Origin of the sequence: Pseudomonas sp. UC 17F4 (assembly GCF_900101695.1) — a bacterium.
Classification (GTDB): domain Bacteria; phylum Pseudomonadota; class Gammaproteobacteria; order Pseudomonadales; family Pseudomonadaceae; genus Aquipseudomonas.
The window spans coordinates 417,155-435,693 of the sequence record NZ_FNKV01000001.1; the positions used below are offsets into that span (position 1 = coordinate 417,155).

The following is an 18,539-nucleotide window of genomic DNA, read 5'->3' on the forward strand; positions in this document are numbered from 1 at the left end:
TCTGCTAGGCTCGCCGGACCCTGGAATTCCCCCTGCAGAGAACCTTTCGCGTGTCCGACGTCATTCTACGCCTTGCCCTGCCCTCGCCCCTGCGGCGGCTGTTCGACTACAGGGCACCGGCAAGCATGGCGCGCCAGGCACTGACCCCGGGCATGCGTATCCGCGTGCCGTTTGGTCGACGCGAGATGATCGGCATCCTGATCGAGATCAGCGACACCAGCGAGGTGCCGGCCGACAAGCTCAAGCCCGCAATCGCCCTGCTCGATCCGGTGTCGCCGCTGCCGCCGGCACTGTTCAAGCTGTGCCTGTGGACTGCGCAGTATTATCAGCACAGCCTCGGCGATACCCTGAGCTGGGCCCTGCCGGTGCTGCTGCGCCAGGGCGAACCGGCGCAAGCGCGCCAGGAGCGCTTCTGGCAAGTGGCCCCAGGCGCGCGCCTGGACGACCCGCGCATCGCCCGCGCGCCGCGCCAGCGCGAAGCCCTGGCAACCCTGGCGCAGCACCCCCATGGCGTGGCCCATACCCTGCTGAGCAAGCTGATGCTGAGCAAGGACAGCCTCGACCTGCTGCTGGCCAAGGAGCTGGTGCAGGTCGAGGTGCGCCGCCACTTGCCCCAGGAACGCCACGAACACTGGCTGGCGCAGCCGGAGCTGCCGCTCAACGACGAGCAGCGCACCGCCTTCAATGCGGTACGCTCAGGCTTCGACAGCTTTCATGCCTTCTTGTTGGCCGGGGTCACCGGCAGCGGCAAGACAGAGGTCTACCTGCAGCTGATCCGCGAAACCCTGGAGGCCGGCAAGCAGGCGCTGATTCTGATCCCGGAGATCAACCTGGGGCCGCAAACCCTGGCGCGCTTCGAGCAGCGTTTTAACGCGCGCATCGCCCTGCTGCACTCGGCGGTCAATGACCGCGAGCGCCTGGATGCCTGGCTGGCCGCACGTGACGGCGAGGCCGACATCATCATCGGCACCCGCTCGGCATTGTTCACACCGATGAAAAACCCCGGCTTGATCATCATCGACGAAGAACACGACGGCTCGTATAAACAGCAGGAAGGCCTGCGCTACCACGCTCGCGACCTGGCGCTGGTGCGCGCGCGCCAGGAGAACATCCCGATCCTGCTGGGCTCGGCCACGCCGTCGCTGGAGAGCCTGCATAACGCCCACAGCGGCCGCTATGGCCTGCTGCGCCTCAACCAGCGCGCCGGCGGCGCCCAGCAGCCGCGCTTCCTGCGCCTGGATGTGAAGAGCCGGCCGTTGGACAGCGGCATCAGCGGGCCGATGCAGCAAGCCATCGGCCAGACCCTGGCGGCCGGCCAGCAGGTACTGGTGTTCCTCAACCGCCGCGGCTTTGCGCCGACGCTGCTGTGCCATGACTGCGGCTGGATGTCCGAATGCCCACGCTGCGATGCGCGCATGACCGTGCACCAGCGCTCCAACGAGCTGCGCTGCCATCACTGCGGCTACGATGAGCGCGTGCCGCGCCAGTGCCCGCAGTGCAACAAAGTCGACCTGCGCCCGGTGGGTGCCGGCACCGAGCGCGCCGAGGAGCGCCTGAGCATTCTTTTTCCGGATTACCCGGTGCTGCGGGTCGACCGCGACAGCACTTCGCGCAAGGATGCGATGAACCAGTTGTTCGCCACCATCCAGCGCGGCCAGCCGTGCATCCTGGTTGGCACCCAGATGCTCGCCAAGGGCCACCATTTTCCGCGGGTGACCCTGGTGTCGATCCTCGATGCCGACGGCGGCCTGTTCTCCGGCGATTTTCGCGCCAGCGAGCGCATGGCGCAGATGATCGTCCAGGTCGCCGGCCGCGCCGGGCGCGCCGAGGAGCCGGGCAAGGTGATCATCCAGACCCACCTGGCCGACCATCCTTTATTGGTGCAACTGACCGAGCAGGGTTACTTCGCCTTTGCCGAGCAGGCCCTGAGCGAGCGCCGCGCCGCCGGCCTGCCGCCTTTCGCGCACCTGGCGCTGTTGCGCGCCGAAGCGCATAAGCCGGGGCAGGCCGAGGGGTTTCTCGATGAAGCCTGCAGCGCCGCCGAGCAGTTGCTGGCCGAACAGAACCTGCACGGCATCGAGCTGCTGGGCCCGGTGCCGGCGCCGATGGAACGCCGTGCCGGGCGGTTTCGTGCGCAATTGTTGCTCCAGGCCAATGCCAGGGCACCTTTGCATCGACTGATCAGCGCCTGGTTGCTAGTGTTGGAACAGATGCCGTCCGGGCGCCAGGTGCGTTGGTCGCTGGATGTCGATCCGGTGGATTTGTACTGACAGCATTGGCCTCATCGCTGGCAAGCCAGCGATGAGGGCCGAACAGAACACCCCAAAGGTTGGCAACCTCGCCCCGGCAACGGATAATGTCCAGTTTTTCCACCTGCGCATCGAAGCGCCGCCGCGCTTGCGGTCGAAAGAGAAGCCCATGAAAGACACCATTCGCCAGCTGATCCAGCAAGCCCTCACCCAACTCGTCACCGACGGTGTGCTGCCTGACGGGCTGACGCCGGCGATCCAGGTGGAGAACGCCCGGGACAAGACCCACGGCGACTTCGCCAGCAACATCGCGATGATGCTGGCCAAGCCTGCCGGCATGAAACCGCGCGACCTGGCCGAGAAGATCATCGCCGCCCTGCCTGCCGACGAGCAGGTAAGCAAGGTCGAGATCGCAGGCCCAGGCTTTCTCAACTTCTTCCAGAACACCCAGGCCCTGGCCTCGCGCCTGGACGCGGCCCTGGCCGACGCCAAGCTTGGCGTGAAGAAAGCCGGCCCGCAGCAGAAGGTGGTGGTCGACCTGTCGGCCCCTAACCTGGCCAAGGAGATGCACGTCGGCCACCTGCGTTCGACCATCATCGGTGACGCCGTATCCCGCGTGCTGGAGTTCCTCGGCGATGACGTAATCCGCCAGAACCACGTCGGCGACTGGGGCACCCAGTTCGGCATGCTGATGGCCTACCTGCAGGAAAACCCGATCACCAGCGACGAGCTGTCGGACCTGGAGAACTTCTACCGTGCGGCGAAAAAACGCTTCGACGAGTCCGAAGAGTTCGCCGACCGCGCCCGTGGCCTGGTGGTCAAGCTGCAAGCCGGCGACCCGGAATGCCTGAAGCTGTGGACCCGCTTCAAGGACATCTCGCTGTCGCACTGCCAGAAGACCTACGAACTGCTCAACGTCAAACTGACCATGGCCGACGTCATGGGCGAAAGCGCCTACAACGACGACCTGGCCAATGTCGTCAGCGACCTCAAGGCCAAGGGTCTGCTGGTCGAGAGCAAGGGCGCCCAGTGCGTATTCCTTGAAGAATTCAAAACCGCCGAAGGCGAGCCACTGCCGGTGATCGTGCAAAAAGCCGACGGCGGCTACCTGTACGCCACCACCGACCTCGCTGCCGTGCGCTACCGCAGCAACGTGCTCAAGGCCGACCGCGCCCTGTACTTCGTCGACCAGCGTCAGGCCCTGCACTTCAACCAGGTGTTCGAAGTGGCTCGCCGCGCCGGTTTCGTCGGCCACCCGATGCAAATGGAGCACATGGGCTTCGGCACCATGAACGGCGCCGACGGCCGTCCGTTCAAGACCCGCGACGGCGGCACGGTGAAGCTGATCGACCTGCTCACCGAAGCCAAGGAGCGTGCCTACGCCCTGGTCAAGGAGAAGAACCCGGAGCTGGCCGAGGCCGACCTGCGCGCCATCGGCGAAGTGGTCGGCATTGGCGCGGTGAAATACGCCGACCTGTCCAAGCACCGCACCAGCGACTACAGCTTCAACTTCGAACTGATGCTCAACTTCGAAGGCAACACCGCGCCTTACCTGCTGTACGCCTACACCCGCGTCGCCGGTGTGTTCCGCAAGCTGGGCAAGAGCTTTGAAGAAGTCGACGGCCAGATCATCCTGCAAGCACCGCAGGAGCAGGACCTGGCTGCACGCCTGGCGCAGTTCGGCGAGATCCTCAACAACGTCGCCGAGAAGGGCACGCCGCACGTGCTGTGCGCTTACCTGTACGACGTTGCCGGCCTGTTCTCGAGCTTCTACGAGAACTGCCCGATCCTCGCCGCCGACACCCCTGAACAGCAGCAGAGCCGCCTGCGTCTGGCCGCCCTGACCGGTCGTACCCTCAAGCAAGGTCTGCAACTGCTCGGCCTGGAAACCCTGGAGCGCATGTAAGTTGGCTGCCAAGAAAAAACCCGCACCCAAGCGCGGCGCGAGTCGCTATCAGGCACCTGCCAAGCAGCCGATCCCGGGCTGGCTGTGGCTGGCAATCGGCTTGTCGGTGGGCGCCTTTGTCGTGTTCCTGATGAAGCTCGAGCCTGGCAACGGCGAGGTCAAGCGCACCAAGCCCGAGCAGCAGAAGGCCGAGAAGGTCGCCGAAGCCAACAAGACCGCACCAAGCCCGCAGCAGCCGGTGAAGCCCAAGTACGACTTCTATACCTTGCTGCCGGAATCGGAAGTGATCGTGCCGCCTGAAGCGGTGCCGGAAAAAACCCCGCCGGTGCCGGCGCAACCTCCGGTCACCCCGGCGGAAGCGGCGAAGATCGACACCGCTCGTGCCCAGGCCGCGTTAATGGGCCAGACGCCTCCGCCAGCACCACCGGTGATCAAGCCGGCGGCGACCACCCAGTTCTTCCTGCAGGCCGGCTCGTTCCGCAAGCAGGCCGACGCCGACAAGGTCCGCGCGCAGATCATCCTGCTCGGCCAGGCGGTCAAGGTGGAGTCCGGCACGGTGAAGGAAGAAACCTGGTACCGCGTGCTGGTTGGCCCGTTCAGCAACCGTGAGCAGCTGACCGTGGCGCAAAAGCAACTGGCTGGCAGCGGCTTCAGCAATCTGCTGTTGCAGCAGCGCCAGACCCGCCAGTAACCCCGCCGCAAAAGCCTTGTCGCATTCGCTGCGACAAGGCTTCAGGCCTTAACGCCGCTGGGCGTTGGCCAGTGACACCTGGGTATTGAGCGTCCAGAAGTCATACAGCACCCCCACCAGGAATAACCCGCCGGTGCACAGGTAGATCAGGCCGGTGATCCACTTGCCCTGGTACATGCGGTGCACGCCAAACACCCCGAGGAAGGTCAGCAGGATCCACGCCAGGCTGTAGTCCAGTGGGCCCGGCTGAAAGCGCAGGTCGGCTTCGCGGTCCATCGCCGGAATCAGAAACAGGTCGATCAACCAGCCGATGCCGAGCAGGCCCAGGGTAAAGAACCAGATCGTGCCAGTGACCGGCTTGCCATAGTAGAAGCGGTGCGAACCGGTGAAGCCGAAAATCCACAGCAGATAACCGATCACCTTGCTGTGGGTGTCGTGTAGCTGACCGCCCTGTTGATAACTGTTCATTCATAGCCCCTGTGGGTTATCGATAAATTTTCTAAAGAAAAATGTGACTTTTCTGTGGCAAGCCGACGTGTGGTCATTTGCCACCCTACCCGCCGCAAACCCCTATCCTGTCTGGCCCGCGCCTTTCGAATGCAGGCCAATCGCCGCTTCTGCCGGTTTTTGCCGCCCCCTGGAATCGACCAACGGATCAGAATTTGATCAAAAAGCTGTTATAAAGTTGCGCGCTAACCAACCAGAGCCCTGCCTATGCGTCCTTTTTTCAAGACATGGCTGACCATCTGCCTATTATTGCCACTGGCTGCCCACGCCACCAATCGTGAGCAACGGTTACCCAACGGTTTCTCCGGGTACACCTCCAATTCCACTGCTGCGCGTCCACACAAGAACGTCAGCAGCAACAAAGTCCAGCACAGCCCCAAGCGCAGCGCTCGCCCGGGCAAACCGCTGCCGGTTGCCGCGGCCATGTCGCCGCAGCAGAGCAGCGATGTGCTCAGCCGCGCGGTCAACGTGCTCGGCACCCCGTATCGCTGGGGCGGCAGCAGCCCGAGCAAGGGCTTTGACTGCAGCGGCCTGGTCAAGTACGCCTTCAACGACATCGATGAAGTCGACCTGCCCCGCACCTCCAACGCCATGGCCAGCGGCCACGGCATAAAAGTCGATCGCAACGACCTCAAGCCCGGCGACCTGATCTTCTTCAACATCAAGAGCCGCCGGGTCAACCACGTCGCCATCTACCTGGGCAACGACCGCTTCATCCACGCGCCGCGCACTGGCAAACGGGTAAGCATCGACACCCTGAACAAGCCGTACTGGAACAGCCGTTACGTGGTTGCCAAACGTGTCTTGCCAAAAAGCCAGCAACTGGCCCTGGCCAAACGCTAAAAACGCCCCGGCGCCCGCTCCCGGGCGCTTTCAGGGCTGACCAGCCCTTGACGCACCAGGCCCTGCAGACACGCGTCGAGGGTCTGCATCCCCTGTGCCCCGCCTGTCTGTATCGCCGAATAAATCTGCGCCACCTTGCCCTCGCGCACCAGGTTGCGCACCGCAGGCGTTGCCAGGAGTATCTCGTGGGCTGCCAGCCGGCCGCCGCCAACCTTCTCCACCAGAACCTGCGAGACCACTGCCTGCAGCGACTCGGCGAGCATGGCGCGTACCAGTTGCTTCTCTTCGGCGGCGAACACATCCACCAGGCGGTCAATGGTTTTAGCCGCCGAGCCGGTATGCACCGTGGCCAGCACCAGGTGCCCGGTTTCCGCTGCAGTCAGGGCCAGGCGAATGCTCTGCGGATCGCGCAGTTCACCGAGCATGATCACATCCGGGTCCTGACGTAATGCTGCGCGCAAGGCCTGGGCAAAACCCCGGGTGTGCCGGCCGATCTCGCGCTGGCTGATGCGGCTGCGCTGCGAGCTGTGGATAAATTCGATGGGGTCCTCGAGGGTGACGATGTGCAGCGCCCGCTCACGGTTCAGGTGATCGACCAGAGCCGCCAGGGTGGTCGATTTGCCCGACCCTGTGGGCCCGGTAACCAGCACCAGCCCGCCCGACAGCTCGGCAATTTGCCGAAACACATCCCCCAGGTCGAGTTCTGCCAGGCTGCTGACCTGCGCCGGAATCACCCGCAGCACTGCAGCGGCGCCATGCAGTTGCTGGAAAGCATTGACCCGAAAGCGCGCCAATGCTGGCACGGCAAAGGCAAAGTCGATATCCAGATGTGTTTCAAAATCCTTTTGCTGCGCCGCGGACATTACCTGCCCGAGCATTTCGTCCATGTCTTGCGGCGTCAGCGCCGCCAGCTCCAGCGGCCGCAAACGCCCCCCAAAACGCAGCGCCGGCACCTCGCCCGCCGCCAGGTGCAGGTCACTGGCACCGGCTTGCACAGCCAGCGCCAGCAGTTCAGTCACATCCATGAGACTCCCCAAAGGCCGCCAAGCAGGTAGAATGCCGCAGACCCAAAGAGCCGCTGGCATCGATCAATGTCCACCATAGCAGACAACCTTTCCACGCTCGCCGCACGCATCCGTGCCGCCGCGCTGGCCGCCGGGCGCGAGCCTGCGGCCGTGCAGCTGCTGGCCGTGAGCAAGACCAAACCCGCCGCTGCCGTGCGCGAAGCCTTCGCCGCCGGGGTGCGCGATGTCGGTGAGAACTACCTGCAGGAAGCCCTGAACAAACAGGGCGAATTGACCGACCTGCCCTTGACCTGGCACTTCATCGGCCCCATTCAGTCGAACAAGACTCGTGCGATTGCCGAGCACTTTGACTGGGTACATTCCGTGGACCGTCTGAAAATCGCCCAACGCCTGTCCGAGCAACGCCCTGACAACCTTGCAGCGCTGAACATCTGCCTGCAGGTCAACGTCAGTGGCGAAGCCAGCAAGTCTGGCTGCACGCCCGAAGAGCTGCCGGCCCTGGCCAGCGCCATCGCCGCGCTGCCACGCCTGCGCCTGCGCGGGTTGATGGCGATTCCCGAGCCGACCGACGACGAGGCCGCCCAACAAGCGGCCTTCGCCCGGGTTCGCGAGTTGCAGGCGAGCCTTCAGTTACCCCTCGACACCCTGTCCATGGGCATGAGTCATGACTTGGAAGCCGCGATTGCCCAGGGCGCGACCTGGGTGCGCATCGGCACCGCGCTGTTCGGTGCCCGCGACTACGGCCAGCCCTGACCCATGCTTTTTCCCTCTTTCCCTATCAAGGACCTGACATGAGCAAGACTCGTATTGCCTTTATCGGCGCCGGCAACATGGCTGCCAGCCTGATCGGCGGCCTGCGCGCCCAGGGCCTGGAAGCTTCGCAGATCCGCGCCAGCGATCCGGGCGCCGAGCAGCGGGCGAAAATCCATGCCGAGCACGGCATCGAGATGTTCGCCGACAACGCCCAGGCCATCGAAGGCGCCGATGTGGTGGTATTGGCGGTCAAGCCACAGGCGATGAAAGCCGTGTGCGAAGCGCTCAAGCCCAAGCTCAAGCCCGAGCAACTGGTCGTCTCGATCGCCGCCGGGATCACCTGCGCGAGCATGAACAGCTGGCTCGGCGCCCAGCCGATCGTGCGCTGCATGCCCAACACCCCGGCGCTGCTGCGCCAGGGCGTCAGCGGCCTGTTCGCCACCGCCGAGGTTTCGCCGGCCCAGCGCCAGCAGGCCGAGCAACTGCTGTCGGCCGTGGGCATCGCCCTGTGGCTGGACAACGAACAACAGCTGGATGCCGTGACTGCGGTGTCCGGCAGTGGCCCGGCGTATTTTTTCCTGCTGATCGAGGCCATGACCGCCGCCGGCGAGAAACTCGGCCTGCCACGAGAAACCGCCGCCAAGCTGACCCTGCAAACCGCCCTGGGCGCTGCGCACATGGCGGTCAGCAGCGATGTTGACGCCGCCGAACTGCGCCGTCGGGTCACCTCACCGGCCGGCACCACGGAAGCGGCGATCAAGTCGTTCCAGGCCAATGGATTCGAAGCGCTGGTGGAACAGGCGCTGGGTGCCGCTGCGCACCGCTCGGCCGAAATGGCTGAACAACTGGGCAACTAAGGAGCCGAAGATGATCGGATTGAACACCGCTGCAATCTATGTGCTGCAGACCCTCGGCAGCCTGTACCTGCTGATCGTGGTGCTGCGCTTTGTCCTGCAACTGGTGCGCGCGGACTTCTACAACCCGCTCAGCCAGTTCGCCGTACGCGCCACCCAACCGCTGCTCAAGCCGATGCGCCGGGTGATACCGAGCCTGTTCGGCCTGGACATGTCGTCGCTGCTGCTGGCGATCATCATCCAGCTGCTGGTGATGGGCCTGACCCTGCTGCTGGCCTACGGCACCACCGGCAACCCGCTGCAATTGCTGGTCTGGTCGATCATTGGCGTGACCGCGCTGTTTCTGAAGATTTTCTTCTTCGCCCTGATCATCAGCGTGATCCTCTCGTGGGTCGCGCCGGGCAGCCACAACCCGGGCGCCGAGCTGATCAACCAGATCTGCGACCCGTTTCTGGCGCCGTTCCGCCGCATCCTGCCGAACCTCGGCGGCCTGGATATCTCTCCGATCCTGGCGTTCATGGCGCTGAAGCTGATCGACATGCTGGTGATCAACAACCTGGCGGCGATGAGCGGGATGCCGGAGATTCTGCGACTGCTGGTCTGATCACTCGCGGGGCAAGCCCGCTCCCACAGCACTTCTGTAGGAGCGGGCTTGACCCGCGATGCTTTCCTTGCCGCACTTCGCAGTGGTCTTTAGACTTACGCCTCATTCAAGCGTGAGCAGGGTCGATGTCCACTGTCTTTCCCGAAGATTCGGTCGGTCTGGTAACACCGCAACTGGCACAGTTCAGCGAGCCGCTGGCGCTGGCCTGCGGTCGCTCGCTGGCCGCCTATGAACTGATCTACGAAACCTACGGCACGCTCAACAGCAGCGCCAGCAACGCCGTGCTGATCTGTCATGCGTTGTCCGGCCATCACCATGCCGCCGGCTACCACAGCCCCGACGATCGCAAGCCGGGCTGGTGGGACAGTTGCATCGGCCCCGGCAAGCCGATCGATACCAATCGTTTCTTCGTGGTCAGCCTCAACAACCTTGGCGGTTGCAACGGCAGCACCGGCCCCAGCAGCATCAACCCGCTCACCGGCAAGCCCTACGGCGCCGATTTCCCGGTACTGACCGTGGAAGACTGGGTGCACAGCCAGGCGCGCCTGGCCGATCGCCTGGGTATCCAACAATGGGCCGCCGTCGTCGGTGGCAGCCTGGGCGGCATGCAGGCGCTGCAGTGGACCATCACCTACCCCGATCGCGTGCGTCATTGCCTGGACATCGCCTCGGCACCCAAGCTCTCGGCACAGAACATCGCCTTCAACGAGGTGGCACGCCAGGCCATCCTCACCGACCCGGAATTCCACGGCGGCTCGTTCCAGGATCAGGGCGTGATCCCCAAGCGCGGCCTGATGCTGGCGCGCATGGTCGGGCACATCACCTACCTGTCCGATGACTCCATGGGCGAGAAATTCGGCCGCGAGCTGAAAAGCGACAAGCTCAACTACGACTTCCACAGCGTCGAGTTCCAGGTTGAAAGCTACCTGCGCTATCAGGGCGAGGAGTTCTCCGGGCGTTTCGACGCCAACACCTACCTGCTGATGACCAAGGCACTGGATTACTTCGACCCGGCTGCCAGCCACGGCGGCGACCTGGCAGCGACTCTTGCGCATGTCACCGCGGATTACTGCGTGATGTCGTTCACCACCGACTGGCGCTTCTCGCCAGCACGCTCGCGGGAGATCGTCGATGCGCTGATCGCCGCGCGCAAGAACGTCTGCTACCTGGATATCGATTCGCCCTATGGCCACGATGCCTTCCTGATCCCGACCCCGCGCTACATCACGGGATTCACGAACTACATGAACCGCATCGTCTGCTGAGGAGCCTATGAGAGCCGACCTGGAAATCATCCAAGACTGGATCCCCGCCGGCAGCCGGGTACTCGACCTCGGTTGCGGTACCGGTGAACTGCTGGCGTCGCTGCGCGACCACAAGCAGGTGGCCGGCTACGGCCTGGAAATCGACCCCGACAACATCGCCCAGTGCGTGGCCAAGGGCGTCAACGTCATCGAGCAGGACCTCGACAAGGGCCTGGGCAACTTTGCCAGCAACAGTTTCGACGTGGTGGTCATGACCCAGGCCCTGCAGGCCGTGGAATACCCCGACCGCATTCTCGACGAAATGCTGCGCGTCGGCCGCCAGTGCATCATCACCTTTCCCAACTTCGGCCACTGGCGCTGCCGCTGGTACCTGGCGACCAAAGGTCGCATGCCGGTTTCCGACTTCATGCCGTATACCTGGTACAACACGCCGAACATCCACTTCTGTACCTTCGAAGACTTCGAGGCCCTGTGCAGCGAACGCCGCGCCCAGGTCCTCGACCGCCTGGCGGTCGACCATTTGCACCGCCACGGGTGGGCGAGCAAGCTATGGCCTAATCTTCTAGGTGAGATCGGCATTTACCGTGTCAGCAGCCCCGGCCTTACCGAACACAAGGTCGCGGTTTAACCCGCACACCGGAGGAGAACGATCATGGGCCGCTTGTTGAGTTTTTTACTGACTGCCTGCCTGAGTGTGACGGCGGTCGCCGCCGATGCCATCAAGGGCGAGCGCCAGGAAGTGTTCGGTGACACCACGGTGCACTACAGCACTTTCATTTCGACCTTCCTGCAACCAGATATTGCCAAGGCTGCGGAACTGGTGCGCAGCAAGAACCAGGGCGTGATCAACGTCTCGGTGATCAAGGCTGGCAAGCCACTGGTCACCCAGGTCAGCGGCACCGTCAAGGACCTGACCAGCAACTCGGTGCCGTTGAAGTTCAAGCAGATCACCGAACAGGGCGCCATCTACTACATCGCCCAGTTCCCTGTTGAACAACAGGAAACCCGGACCTTCACCATCGACGTTGGCATTGGTGGCAAGACCGAAACCATCAGCTTCAACCAAGAGCTTTTTCCAGGCGAATGATGACTTTTCAGCAAATCGTATTGGCCAGCCATAACGCCGGCAAACTCAAGGAACTGCAGGCCATGCTCGGTGACACCGTGCAACTGCGTTCCATTGGCGAATTCAGCAGCGTCGAGCCGGAAGAAACCGGCCTGTCGTTCGTCGAAAACGCCATCCTCAAGGCGCGCAATGCCGCGCGCATTTCCGGCATGCCGGCGCTGGCCGATGATTCGGGCCTGGCGGTGGACTTTCTCGGCGGCGCGCCGGGCATCTACTCCGCTCGTTATGCCGATGGCAAAGGCGATGCGGCCAACAACGCCAAGTTGCTCGACGTGCTCAAGGACGTCCCGCAGGAGCAGCGCGGCGCCCAGTTCGTCTGCGTCCTGGCCCTGGTCCGGCATGCCGACGACCCGCTGCCGATCCTCTGCGAAGGCCTGTGGCACGGGCGCATCCTGACCCAGGCCAGCGGCGAGCACGGCTTTGGCTATGACCCACTGTTCTGGGTGCCGGAGCGCGATTGCTCGAGCGCCGAGCTGAGCCCTGCCGACAAGAACCAGATCAGCCACCGTGCCCGCGCCATGAGCCTGTTGCGTCAACGTCTGGGCCTGGCATGACCGAGCATTCGCCGGCACAGCCACTGCACCTGGGCGAGGCTGGCTTTACTTCCCAAGCACCGCGGGCGGCCCTGCCACAGCTGCCGCCCCTGGCGCTGTACATCCATATCCCCTGGTGCGTGCGTAAATGCCCGTACTGCGACTTCAACTCCCACGCCGCCACCCCCGAACTGCCGGAAGAAGCCTACGTCGACGCCCTGCTCGCCGACCTCGACCAGGAGCTGGGCAACGTCCATGGCCGCCCGATCAGCTCGATCTTCTTTGGCGGCGGCACCCCGAGCCTGTTCAGCGCCCGCGCGCTGGGGCGCTTGCTGGTCGGTGTGGAGCAACGCATCCCGTTTGCCAGCGACATCGAGATCACCCTCGAAGCCAACCCTGGGACCTTCGAGCAAGAGAAGTTCAAGGCCTACCGGCAACTGGGCATCAATCGCCTGTCGATCGGCATCCAGAGCTTCCAGCAGGCCAAGCTCGAAGCCCTGGGTCGCATCCACAACGGTGACGAAGCGATTCGCGCCGCCGACATGGCGCGCAATGCCGGCTTCGACAACTTCAACCTCGACCTGATGCATGGCCTGCCTGACCAGACGCTGGACGACGCCCTGGGCGACCTGCGCCAGGCGATTGCGCTGAACCCCACGCACCTGTCCTGGTACCAGTTGACCCTGGAGCCGAACACGGTGTTCTGGAACCAGCCGCCACTGCTGCCCGAAGACGACATCCTCTGGGACATCCAGGAAGCCGGCCAGGCCCTGCTGGCCAGCCACGGCTACGCCCAGTACGAAGTCTCGGCCTACGCCCAGCCGGGCCGCGCCGCGCGGCACAACCTCAACTACTGGAGCTTTGGCGACTTCATCGGCATCGGCGCCGGCGCCCACGGCAAACTCAGCCACCCCGACGGACGGATCCTGCGCACCTGGAAGACGCGGCTGCCCAAGGACTACCTGAACCCGGCCAAGCCCTTCAAGGCCGGCGAAAAGCTGCTGCCAGTGGACGAGCTGCCCTTCGAGTTCCTGATGAACGCCCTGCGCCTGACCCAGGGCGTAGACATCGAGCTGTTCAGCCAGCGTACCGGCCTGCCCCTGGAGCAACTGGCGGCGGCGCGGCGGGAAGCCGAACAAAAAGGGCTTTTGCAGGTCGAACCGACGCGACTGGTCGCTACCGCGCGTGGCCAGTTGTTCCTCAACGACCTGCTGCAGTATTTCTTGACCTAAGGATTGCGAATGGACCTGGTACTCGACCTGCTCTCGACCGTTTCCCGCTGGAGTCGCAGCAACCTGTCGGAGATTTCCCTGGCCTTGGTGGGCTGTTTGCTGGTGCTGTTTGGCACCGATATCAAAGGCTGGGTCGAACAACGCCTGGGCGGCCTTGCAGGCGCCTTGCGCGTACCGTTCATGGCCTTGCTGGTGATGATCGGCAGCGGTGCGGCATTGATCTATGCCACCCCGTGGGTGGTGAAGGGGCTGGCACAGTTCAACAACTATGCGTTGGCGCCGGTGTTGCTGATTGTGCTGGTGTTGATTGGCGTGGTTGCCGATCGGCGCTGAAAAGCATCGCGGGGCGACCCGACTTGCCCCGCGATTGACATCACCTACGCCAGTTTTTCGAACTTCAGATCCCACACCCCATGCCCAAGCCGCTCGCCGCGGCGTTCGAACTTGGTGATCGGGCGCTCGGCCGGACGCTCTACGCACTTGCCGTCGGCGGCCAGGTTGCGATAACCCGGGGCGACGTTCATCACTTCCAGCATGTATTCGGCATAGGGCTCCCAGTCGGTGGCCATATGGAACACGCCCCCCACCTTGAGCTTGCTGCGCACCAGCTGCGCGAACTCCGGCTGGACGATGCGACGCTTGTGGTGACGGCTTTTGTGCCAAGGGTCGGGGAAGAACAGCATCAGCCGGTCGAGGCTGTTGTCAGCCACGCACTTGTTCAGCACTTCGATGGCATCGCAGTCATACACCCGCAGGTTCTTCAGGCCCTGGGTCAGCACGCCGTTGAGCAGCGCACCGACACCCGGACGGTGCACTTCGACACCGATGAAGTCCTGCTCCGGCGCGGCAGCAGCCATTTCCAGCAGGGAGTGGCCCATGCCGAAGCCGATCTCCAGGGTACGCGGCGCCGAGCGGCCGAAGACCTGGTCGTAGTCCACCGGGCTCTCGGCCAGGGGCAGGATGAACAGCGGCCCACCCTGGTCCAGGCCGCGCTGCTGGCCTTCGGTCATGCGCCCGGCGCGCATCACGAAACTCTTGATGCGGCGGTGTTGGCGCTCTTCGCCTTCGGTGGTGATCGGCGTTTCTTGCGATTCAGTCATCAGGGGCTCTTACTTGATCAGACCATCCAGCGGCGACGACGCGCTGGCATAGAGTTTTTTCGGCATACGCCCGGCAAGGTAAGCCAGGCGGCCAGCGACAATGGCGTGTTTCATGGCTTCGGCCATCATGACCGGCTGCTGTGCGTGCGCGATCGCCGAGTTCATCAGCACCGCCTCACAGCCCATTTCCATGGCGATGGTGGCGTCGGACGCGGTACCGACACCGGCATCGACCAGCACCGGGACTTTCGATTCTTCGAGGATGATCTGCAGGTTGTACGGGTTGCAGATCCCCAGGCCCGTACCGATCAGCCCGGCCAGTGGCATTACCGCGATGCAACCGGCTTCGGCCAGCTGGCGGGCAATGATCGGGTCGTCACTGGTGTAGACCATCACGTCGAAACCGTCCTTGACCAGCACTTCGGCGGCCTTGAGGGTCTCGATCACGTTGGGGAACAGGGTCTTCTGGTCGGCCAGTACTTCGAGCTTGACCAGGTTGTGGCCATCGAGCAGCTCACGGGCCAGGCGGCAGGTGCGCACGGCTTCGACCGCGTCATAGCAGCCAGCGGTGTTCGGCAGGATGGTGTAGCGATCGGGCGGCAGCACGTCGAGCAGGTTCGGTTCGCCCGGGTTCTGGCCGATGTTGGTGCGGCGCACGGCAACCGTGACGATCTCGGCGCCGGAGGCCTCGATGGCCAGGCGGGTTTCTTCCAGGTCACGGTACTTGCCGGTGCCAACCAGCAGGCGCGACTGGAAGGTACGACCGGCCAGGGTGAAGGGCTTGTCGCTACGAACGTTGCTCATCGGTAATCCTCTTGAAGGTTGAGGGACTTGCAGGTGAAGCGCGAAGGCCTAGCCGCCGCCAATGGCGTGCACCACTTCAACCTGGTCGCCGTCGTTCAGCGTGGTGACGTCGTGCTGGCTGCGCGGCACGATGTCCAGGTTGAGTTCGACCGCCACCCGGCGACCCGCCAGGTCAAGCCGGTTGAGCAGGGCCGCGACGCTTTCGCCATCGGGCAATTCGAAAGGTTCACCGTTCAGTTGAATGCGCATGCGCACGGCCGCCATTATTTTTAGGGGCCCGCATTCTAGCCCTGATCAGGGCGCAAACCCAAGGCCGGGCCGCGCCATTCGTCTCGATCCGGACTCGCGGGTCAGCTCAGGCGCCAGGCTGCAAGGCCCAGGCACAGCCATCCGCCGAGAAACGCCAGGCCGCCAAAGGGAGTGATGATACCGAGCTTGCCGATGCCGCTCAGGGTCAGCACATACAGGCTACCGGAAAACAGCAGGATCCCCAGGGTGAACAGACCACCGGCCCACCCGACCAGACGCCCGGGCAGGTGCACCGACAGCACTGCTACCGCGAGCAGGGCCAGGGCGTGTACCAGCTGGTAGGTGACGCCGGTATGAAAGATCGCCAGGTATTCGCTGCTCAGCCGGCCCTTGAGGCCATGGGCAGCAAAGGCGCCCAGGGCCACGCCGGTAAAGCCGAAAAACGCCGAAAGCAGCAGAAAACTACGCAGCATTGGGAAGACTCCTAGTCAGCACAGGGTCTGTATAATGGCCCGCTCCATCGCTTCGGCCAAGCCATCGCCTATGCTGTCTTCCATTTTCCGTCGCCTCACCCGTGCCCTGCTGTGGTTTGCCGCAGGCAGCGCCCTGCTGGTGCTGGTGTTTCGCTGGGTGCCGCCGCCCGGCACCGCCCTGATGGTCGAGCGCAAGGTCGAGTCCTGGGTCGATGGCCAGCCGATCGACTTGCAACGGGACTGGGAGCCGTGGGAGCGAATCTCCGATGAGCTGAAAGTGGCTGTGATTGCTGGCGAAGACCAGAAGTTCGCCAACCACTGGGGCTTTGACTTCAACGCCATCCAGGCGGCGCTGGCCCATAACGAGCGCGGCGGCAGCATCCGCGGCGCCAGCACCTTGAGCCAGCAAGTGGCCAAGAACCAGTTCCTCTGGGCCGGCCGTAGCTGGTTGCGCAAGGGGCTCGAAGCCTGGTTCACCGCACTGATCGAGCTGCTATGGTCGAAAGAGCGGATTCTTGAGGTCTATCTCAACAGCGCCGAGTGGGGCGAAGGCGTGTTTGGTGCACAGGCGGCCGCCCGGCACCACTTCGGCGTCGATGCCAGCCAGCTTTCGCGCCAGCAGGCCAGCCTGCTGGCTGCGGTGCTGCCCAGCCCGCTGAACTGGAGCGCCAGCCGGCCCAGCACTTATGTGGCGCGACGCGCAGGCTGGATTCGCCAGCAGATGCGCCAGCTCGGCGGTAACAGCTACCTGGCCCAGCTGGACAGCCCACGTCGGGCACCTTGGAAGCAATAAAAAACCCGGCAAAGCGCACGCTTTGCCGGGTTTTTACTGCATGCCCATTACTGGGTAAACGTTTTAGAACGCGCCCATGTAGTCACGCTTGCCCACTTCTACACCGTTGTGACGCAGGATTGCGTAGGTGGTGGTGACGTGGAAGAAGAATTGCGGCAGGCCGTAGGTCAGCAAATAGGCCTGGCCACTGAAGCGCTTCTCTTTCGGCGTGCCCGGACGGGTCACGATTTCAATGCCTTCCTTGCCGTCGATCTGCGCCGGCGCAATGCCGTCCAGGAAAGCCAGGACCTTGCTGATCAGCGCTTGCAGCTCGGCAAAGGTGGTTTCGCTGTCATCGTATTTCGGCAACTCGACCTCAGCCAGGCGCGCCGAAACGCCCTTGGCGAAATCAACAGCGATCTGCACCTGGCGAACCAGCGGAAACATATCCGGATACAGGCGAGCCTGGAGGAAAACGCTTGGATCAATGTTTTTCGCCGTGGCGTGAGCTTCGGCCTTGTTCAGCACATCACTCAAGGCGTTGAGCATTTGCTTGAAGACAGGAACAGAAGCGGCATACAAGGAAATGGTCATAGCAGTCTCGACAAGGGTGGCGGAGAATCATGAAAAAGCCCCGACACGTCGGGGCTTTTTGGGTATTGCCGTTTCGCGGCTCAGATCGCGATCAAGGCTTTCACCTTGTTCATCGCGTTCTTTTCCAGCTGGCGGATCCGCTCGGCGGACACGCTGTATTTCTCGGCCAGGTCATGCAGGGTGGCCTTTTCCTCGGCCAGCCAGCGCTGATAGAGAATATCGCGGCTGCGGTCATCCAGGCCTTGCAGGGCTTCGTGCAGGTTGCTGGTGGAGTTGTCACTCCAGTCGGCATCCTCCAGTTGACGCGCAGGGTCGTAACGGTGGTCTTCCAGGTAGTTGGCCGGCGACTGGAATGCACTGTCGTCGTCGGCTTCACTGGCCGGGTCGAAGGCCATGTCCTGACCGGTCAGGCGGCTCTCCATTTCACGCACTTCACGCGGTTCGACACCCAGGCTTTCGGCGACACGATGAACTTCATCGTTGTTCAGCCAGGCCAGGCGTTTTTTCTGGCTGCGCAGGTTGAAGAACAGCTTGCGCTGGGCCTTGGTGGTCGCCACCTTGACGATGCGCCAGTTACGCAGGATGAACTCGTGAATCTCGGCCTTGATCCAGTGCACTGCAAAGGACACCAGGCGCACGCCCATTTCCGGGTTGAAGCGCTTGACCGCTTTCATCAGGCCAACGTTGCCTTCCTGAATCAGGTCGGCCTGGGCCAGCCCGTAGCCGGAATAGCTGCGAGCGATGTGTACAACAAAACGCAGGTGGGCGAGCACCATCTGCCGAGCCGCCCCAAGATCCTGCTCATAGTAGAGACTCTCGGCCAGTTCACGCTCCTGCTCGGGCGTCAGCAATGGAATGCTGTTGACCGTGTGCACATAGGCTTCCAGGTTTGCGCCGGGAACCAGGGCATAGGCAGGTTGCAACGAAGTGGTCATACGAAAAAACCTCCGACTCACTAA

At 63.4% G+C, this 18,539-nt stretch carries 22 protein-coding genes; 14 read left to right on the top strand and 8 right to left on the bottom strand.

Annotated features, from left to right (window positions below; genetic code table 11):
• Positions 1 to 50: 50 nt before the first annotated feature.
• The 3 genes from BLR26_RS01845 to BLR26_RS01855 all read left to right on the top strand — a co-directional run bounded on the left by BLR26_RS01845 (position 51) and on the right by BLR26_RS01855 (position 4,846).
• On the top strand, positions 51 to 2,270 hold the full coding sequence (locus BLR26_RS01845) for a primosomal protein N' (protein ID WP_045193956.1): 2,220 nt from the start codon (positions 51 to 53) through the stop codon (positions 2,268 to 2,270).
• Between the two features lie 148 nt (positions 2,271 to 2,418).
• Positions 2,419 to 4,155 carry an arginine--tRNA ligase gene (argS, locus tag BLR26_RS01850; protein WP_093387207.1) on the top strand — a complete coding sequence of 579 codons (1,737 nt, stop codon included), beginning with the start codon at positions 2,419 to 2,421 and terminating at the stop codon, positions 4,153 to 4,155.
• A 1-nt stretch (position 4,156) separates the two neighbouring features.
• Positions 4,157 to 4,846, top strand: a complete 690-nt coding sequence (locus BLR26_RS01855) for an SPOR domain-containing protein (RefSeq protein WP_038997644.1) — start codon at positions 4,157 to 4,159, stop codon at positions 4,844 to 4,846.
• A gap of 48 nt (positions 4,847 to 4,894) precedes the next feature.
• On the opposite strand, the gene BLR26_RS01860 is transcribed toward BLR26_RS01855, so the two are convergent.
• Complete coding sequence (locus tag BLR26_RS01860) at positions 4,895 to 5,314, bottom strand: NINE protein (RefSeq protein ID WP_045193957.1); 420 nt, start codon at positions 5,312 to 5,314, stop codon at positions 4,895 to 4,897.
• 246 nt (positions 5,315 to 5,560) lie between these two features.
• Between BLR26_RS01860 and BLR26_RS01865 the strand changes: the two genes are divergently transcribed.
• Positions 5,561 to 6,196, top strand: a complete 636-nt coding sequence (locus tag BLR26_RS01865) for a C40 family peptidase (protein ID WP_045193958.1) — start codon at positions 5,561 to 5,563, stop codon at positions 6,194 to 6,196.
• On the opposite strand, the gene BLR26_RS01870 is transcribed toward BLR26_RS01865, so the two are convergent.
• Entirely contained in the window at positions 6,193 to 7,221 is a 1,029-nt protein-coding gene (locus BLR26_RS01870; RefSeq protein ID WP_093377194.1) for a type IV pilus twitching motility protein PilT, read from the bottom strand. The genes BLR26_RS01865 and BLR26_RS01870 overlap by 4 nt on opposite strands.
• Before the next feature lie 66 nt (positions 7,222 to 7,287).
• Here BLR26_RS01870 and BLR26_RS01875 point away from each other — a divergent pair, with 66 nt between their 5' ends.
• The 9 genes from BLR26_RS01875 to BLR26_RS01915 all read left to right on the top strand — a co-directional run bounded on the left by BLR26_RS01875 (position 7,288) and on the right by BLR26_RS01915 (position 13,921).
• The gene (locus tag BLR26_RS01875; protein WP_093377203.1) at positions 7,288 to 7,974 is read left to right on the top strand and encodes a YggS family pyridoxal phosphate-dependent enzyme; all 687 of its coding nucleotides are present in this window, start codon (positions 7,288 to 7,290) and stop codon (positions 7,972 to 7,974) included.
• A gap of 38 nt (positions 7,975 to 8,012) precedes the next feature.
• Positions 8,013 to 8,831: a pyrroline-5-carboxylate reductase gene (proC, locus tag BLR26_RS01880; RefSeq protein WP_045193961.1), complete on the top strand. Its 819-nt coding sequence runs from the start codon at positions 8,013 to 8,015 to the stop codon at positions 8,829 to 8,831.
• A 10-nt stretch (positions 8,832 to 8,841) separates the two neighbouring features.
• Positions 8,842 to 9,432 (top strand): YggT family protein, encoded by a 591-nt coding sequence (locus BLR26_RS01885; protein ID WP_045193962.1) that lies wholly within the window; start codon positions 8,842 to 8,844, stop codon positions 9,430 to 9,432.
• A 125-nt stretch (positions 9,433 to 9,557) separates the two neighbouring features.
• Positions 9,558 to 10,697, top strand: coding sequence for a homoserine O-succinyltransferase MetX (locus BLR26_RS01890; protein ID WP_045193963.1), 1,140 nt, complete (start codon positions 9,558 to 9,560; stop codon positions 10,695 to 10,697).
• 7 nt (positions 10,698 to 10,704) lie between these two features.
• Complete coding sequence (gene metW, locus BLR26_RS01895; protein WP_038997652.1) at positions 10,705 to 11,325, top strand: methionine biosynthesis protein MetW; 621 nt, start codon at positions 10,705 to 10,707, stop codon at positions 11,323 to 11,325.
• Positions 11,326 to 11,349: 24 nt separating this feature from the next.
• Entirely contained in the window at positions 11,350 to 11,784 is a 435-nt protein-coding gene (locus BLR26_RS01900; RefSeq protein WP_045193964.1) for a DUF4426 domain-containing protein, read from the top strand.
• Positions 11,781 to 12,377 carry an RdgB/HAM1 family non-canonical purine NTP pyrophosphatase gene (gene rdgB, locus BLR26_RS01905; RefSeq protein ID WP_045193965.1) on the top strand — a complete coding sequence of 199 codons (597 nt, stop codon included), beginning with the start codon at positions 11,781 to 11,783 and terminating at the stop codon, positions 12,375 to 12,377. Before BLR26_RS01900 ends, rdgB begins: the two co-directional genes overlap by 4 nt.
• Positions 12,374 to 13,588 carry a radical SAM family heme chaperone HemW gene (gene hemW / locus BLR26_RS01910; protein WP_093377209.1) on the top strand — a complete coding sequence of 405 codons (1,215 nt, stop codon included), beginning with the start codon at positions 12,374 to 12,376 and terminating at the stop codon, positions 13,586 to 13,588. The genes rdgB and hemW overlap by 4 nt, the downstream gene beginning before the upstream one ends.
• Before the next feature lie 9 nt (positions 13,589 to 13,597).
• Positions 13,598 to 13,921, top strand: a complete 324-nt coding sequence (locus BLR26_RS01915; protein ID WP_010222202.1) for a DUF3392 domain-containing protein — start codon at positions 13,598 to 13,600, stop codon at positions 13,919 to 13,921.
• 44 nt (positions 13,922 to 13,965) lie between these two features.
• Here BLR26_RS01915 and trmB read toward each other — a convergent pair whose 3' ends face one another.
• The 4 genes from trmB to BLR26_RS01935 all read right to left on the bottom strand — a co-directional run bounded on the left by trmB (position 13,966) and on the right by BLR26_RS01935 (position 16,214).
• On the bottom strand, positions 13,966 to 14,688 hold the full coding sequence (gene trmB / locus BLR26_RS01920) for a tRNA (guanosine(46)-N7)-methyltransferase TrmB (RefSeq protein WP_045193967.1): 723 nt from the start codon (positions 14,686 to 14,688) through the stop codon (positions 13,966 to 13,968).
• A gap of 9 nt (positions 14,689 to 14,697) precedes the next feature.
• The gene (locus tag BLR26_RS01925) at positions 14,698 to 15,492 is read right to left on the bottom strand and encodes a thiazole synthase (protein ID WP_093377214.1); all 795 of its coding nucleotides are present in this window, start codon (positions 15,490 to 15,492) and stop codon (positions 14,698 to 14,700) included.
• 48 nt (positions 15,493 to 15,540) lie between these two features.
• The gene (thiS, locus tag BLR26_RS01930; RefSeq protein ID WP_045193991.1) at positions 15,541 to 15,741 is read right to left on the bottom strand and encodes a sulfur carrier protein ThiS; all 201 of its coding nucleotides are present in this window, start codon (positions 15,739 to 15,741) and stop codon (positions 15,541 to 15,543) included.
• A 101-nt stretch (positions 15,742 to 15,842) separates the two neighbouring features.
• A complete protein-coding gene (locus tag BLR26_RS01935; RefSeq protein ID WP_045193969.1) occupies positions 15,843 to 16,214 on the bottom strand; it encodes a DUF423 domain-containing protein in 372 nt (123 codons plus the stop codon).
• 34 nt (positions 16,215 to 16,248) lie between these two features.
• Here BLR26_RS01935 and mtgA point away from each other — a divergent pair, with 34 nt between their 5' ends.
• Positions 16,249 to 17,007, top strand: coding sequence for a monofunctional biosynthetic peptidoglycan transglycosylase (gene mtgA / locus BLR26_RS01940; RefSeq protein ID WP_176794197.1), 759 nt, complete (start codon positions 16,249 to 16,251; stop codon positions 17,005 to 17,007).
• A 63-nt stretch (positions 17,008 to 17,070) separates the two neighbouring features.
• Here mtgA and BLR26_RS01945 read toward each other — a convergent pair whose 3' ends face one another.
• Together BLR26_RS01945 and rpoH are read right to left on the bottom strand one after the other, a co-directional pair.
• Positions 17,071 to 17,580 (bottom strand): DUF1993 domain-containing protein, encoded by a 510-nt coding sequence (locus BLR26_RS01945; RefSeq protein WP_045193971.1) that lies wholly within the window; start codon positions 17,578 to 17,580, stop codon positions 17,071 to 17,073.
• Positions 17,581 to 17,660: 80 nt separating this feature from the next.
• Positions 17,661 to 18,515: an RNA polymerase sigma factor RpoH gene (gene rpoH / locus BLR26_RS01950; RefSeq protein WP_038997660.1), complete on the bottom strand. Its 855-nt coding sequence runs from the start codon at positions 18,513 to 18,515 to the stop codon at positions 17,661 to 17,663.
• Between the last annotated feature and the right edge of the window lie 24 nt (positions 18,516 to 18,539).

Bases quoted from the DNA above. Each gene is read 5' to 3' on its own strand.
- BLR26_RS01860 (WP_045193957.1), bottom strand. From the start codon at position 5,314: ATGAACAGTTATCAACAGGGCGGTCAGCTACACGACACCCACAGCAAG.
- metW (WP_038997652.1), top strand. From the start codon at position 10,705: ATGAGAGCCGACCTGGAAATCATCCAAGACTGGATCCCCGCCGGCAGC.
- BLR26_RS01945 (WP_045193971.1), bottom strand. From the start codon at position 17,580: ATGACCATTTCCTTGTATGCCGCTTCTGTTCCTGTCTTCAAGCAAATG.
- rdgB (WP_045193965.1), top strand. From the start codon at position 11,781: ATGATGACTTTTCAGCAAATCGTATTGGCCAGCCATAACGCCGGCAAA.
- hemW (WP_093377209.1), top strand. From the start codon at position 12,374: ATGACCGAGCATTCGCCGGCACAGCCACTGCACCTGGGCGAGGCTGGC.
- BLR26_RS01900 (WP_045193964.1), top strand. From the start codon at position 11,350: ATGGGCCGCTTGTTGAGTTTTTTACTGACTGCCTGCCTGAGTGTGACG.
- mtgA (WP_176794197.1), top strand. From the start codon at position 16,249: ATGGCCCGCTCCATCGCTTCGGCCAAGCCATCGCCTATGCTGTCTTCC.
- BLR26_RS01870 (WP_093377194.1), bottom strand. From the start codon at position 7,221: ATGGATGTGACTGAACTGCTGGCGCTGGCTGTGCAAGCCGGTGCCAGT.
- thiS (WP_045193991.1), bottom strand. From the start codon at position 15,741: ATGCGCATTCAACTGAACGGTGAACCTTTCGAATTGCCCGATGGCGAA.
- proC (WP_045193961.1), top strand. From the start codon at position 8,013: ATGAGCAAGACTCGTATTGCCTTTATCGGCGCCGGCAACATGGCTGCC.
- BLR26_RS01885 (WP_045193962.1), top strand. From the start codon at position 8,842: ATGATCGGATTGAACACCGCTGCAATCTATGTGCTGCAGACCCTCGGC.
- BLR26_RS01935 (WP_045193969.1), bottom strand. From the start codon at position 16,214: ATGCTGCGTAGTTTTCTGCTGCTTTCGGCGTTTTTCGGCTTTACCGGC.
- BLR26_RS01865 (WP_045193958.1), top strand. From the start codon at position 5,561: ATGCGTCCTTTTTTCAAGACATGGCTGACCATCTGCCTATTATTGCCA.
- BLR26_RS01925 (WP_093377214.1), bottom strand. From the start codon at position 15,492: ATGAGCAACGTTCGTAGCGACAAGCCCTTCACCCTGGCCGGTCGTACC.
- BLR26_RS01875 (WP_093377203.1), top strand. From the start codon at position 7,288: ATGTCCACCATAGCAGACAACCTTTCCACGCTCGCCGCACGCATCCGT.
- BLR26_RS01915 (WP_010222202.1), top strand. From the start codon at position 13,598: ATGGACCTGGTACTCGACCTGCTCTCGACCGTTTCCCGCTGGAGTCGC.
- rpoH (WP_038997660.1), bottom strand. From the start codon at position 18,515: ATGACCACTTCGTTGCAACCTGCCTATGCCCTGGTTCCCGGCGCAAAC.
- argS (WP_093387207.1), top strand. From the start codon at position 2,419: ATGAAAGACACCATTCGCCAGCTGATCCAGCAAGCCCTCACCCAACTC.
- BLR26_RS01890 (WP_045193963.1), top strand. From the start codon at position 9,558: ATGTCCACTGTCTTTCCCGAAGATTCGGTCGGTCTGGTAACACCGCAA.
- trmB (WP_045193967.1), bottom strand. From the start codon at position 14,688: ATGACTGAATCGCAAGAAACGCCGATCACCACCGAAGGCGAAGAGCGC.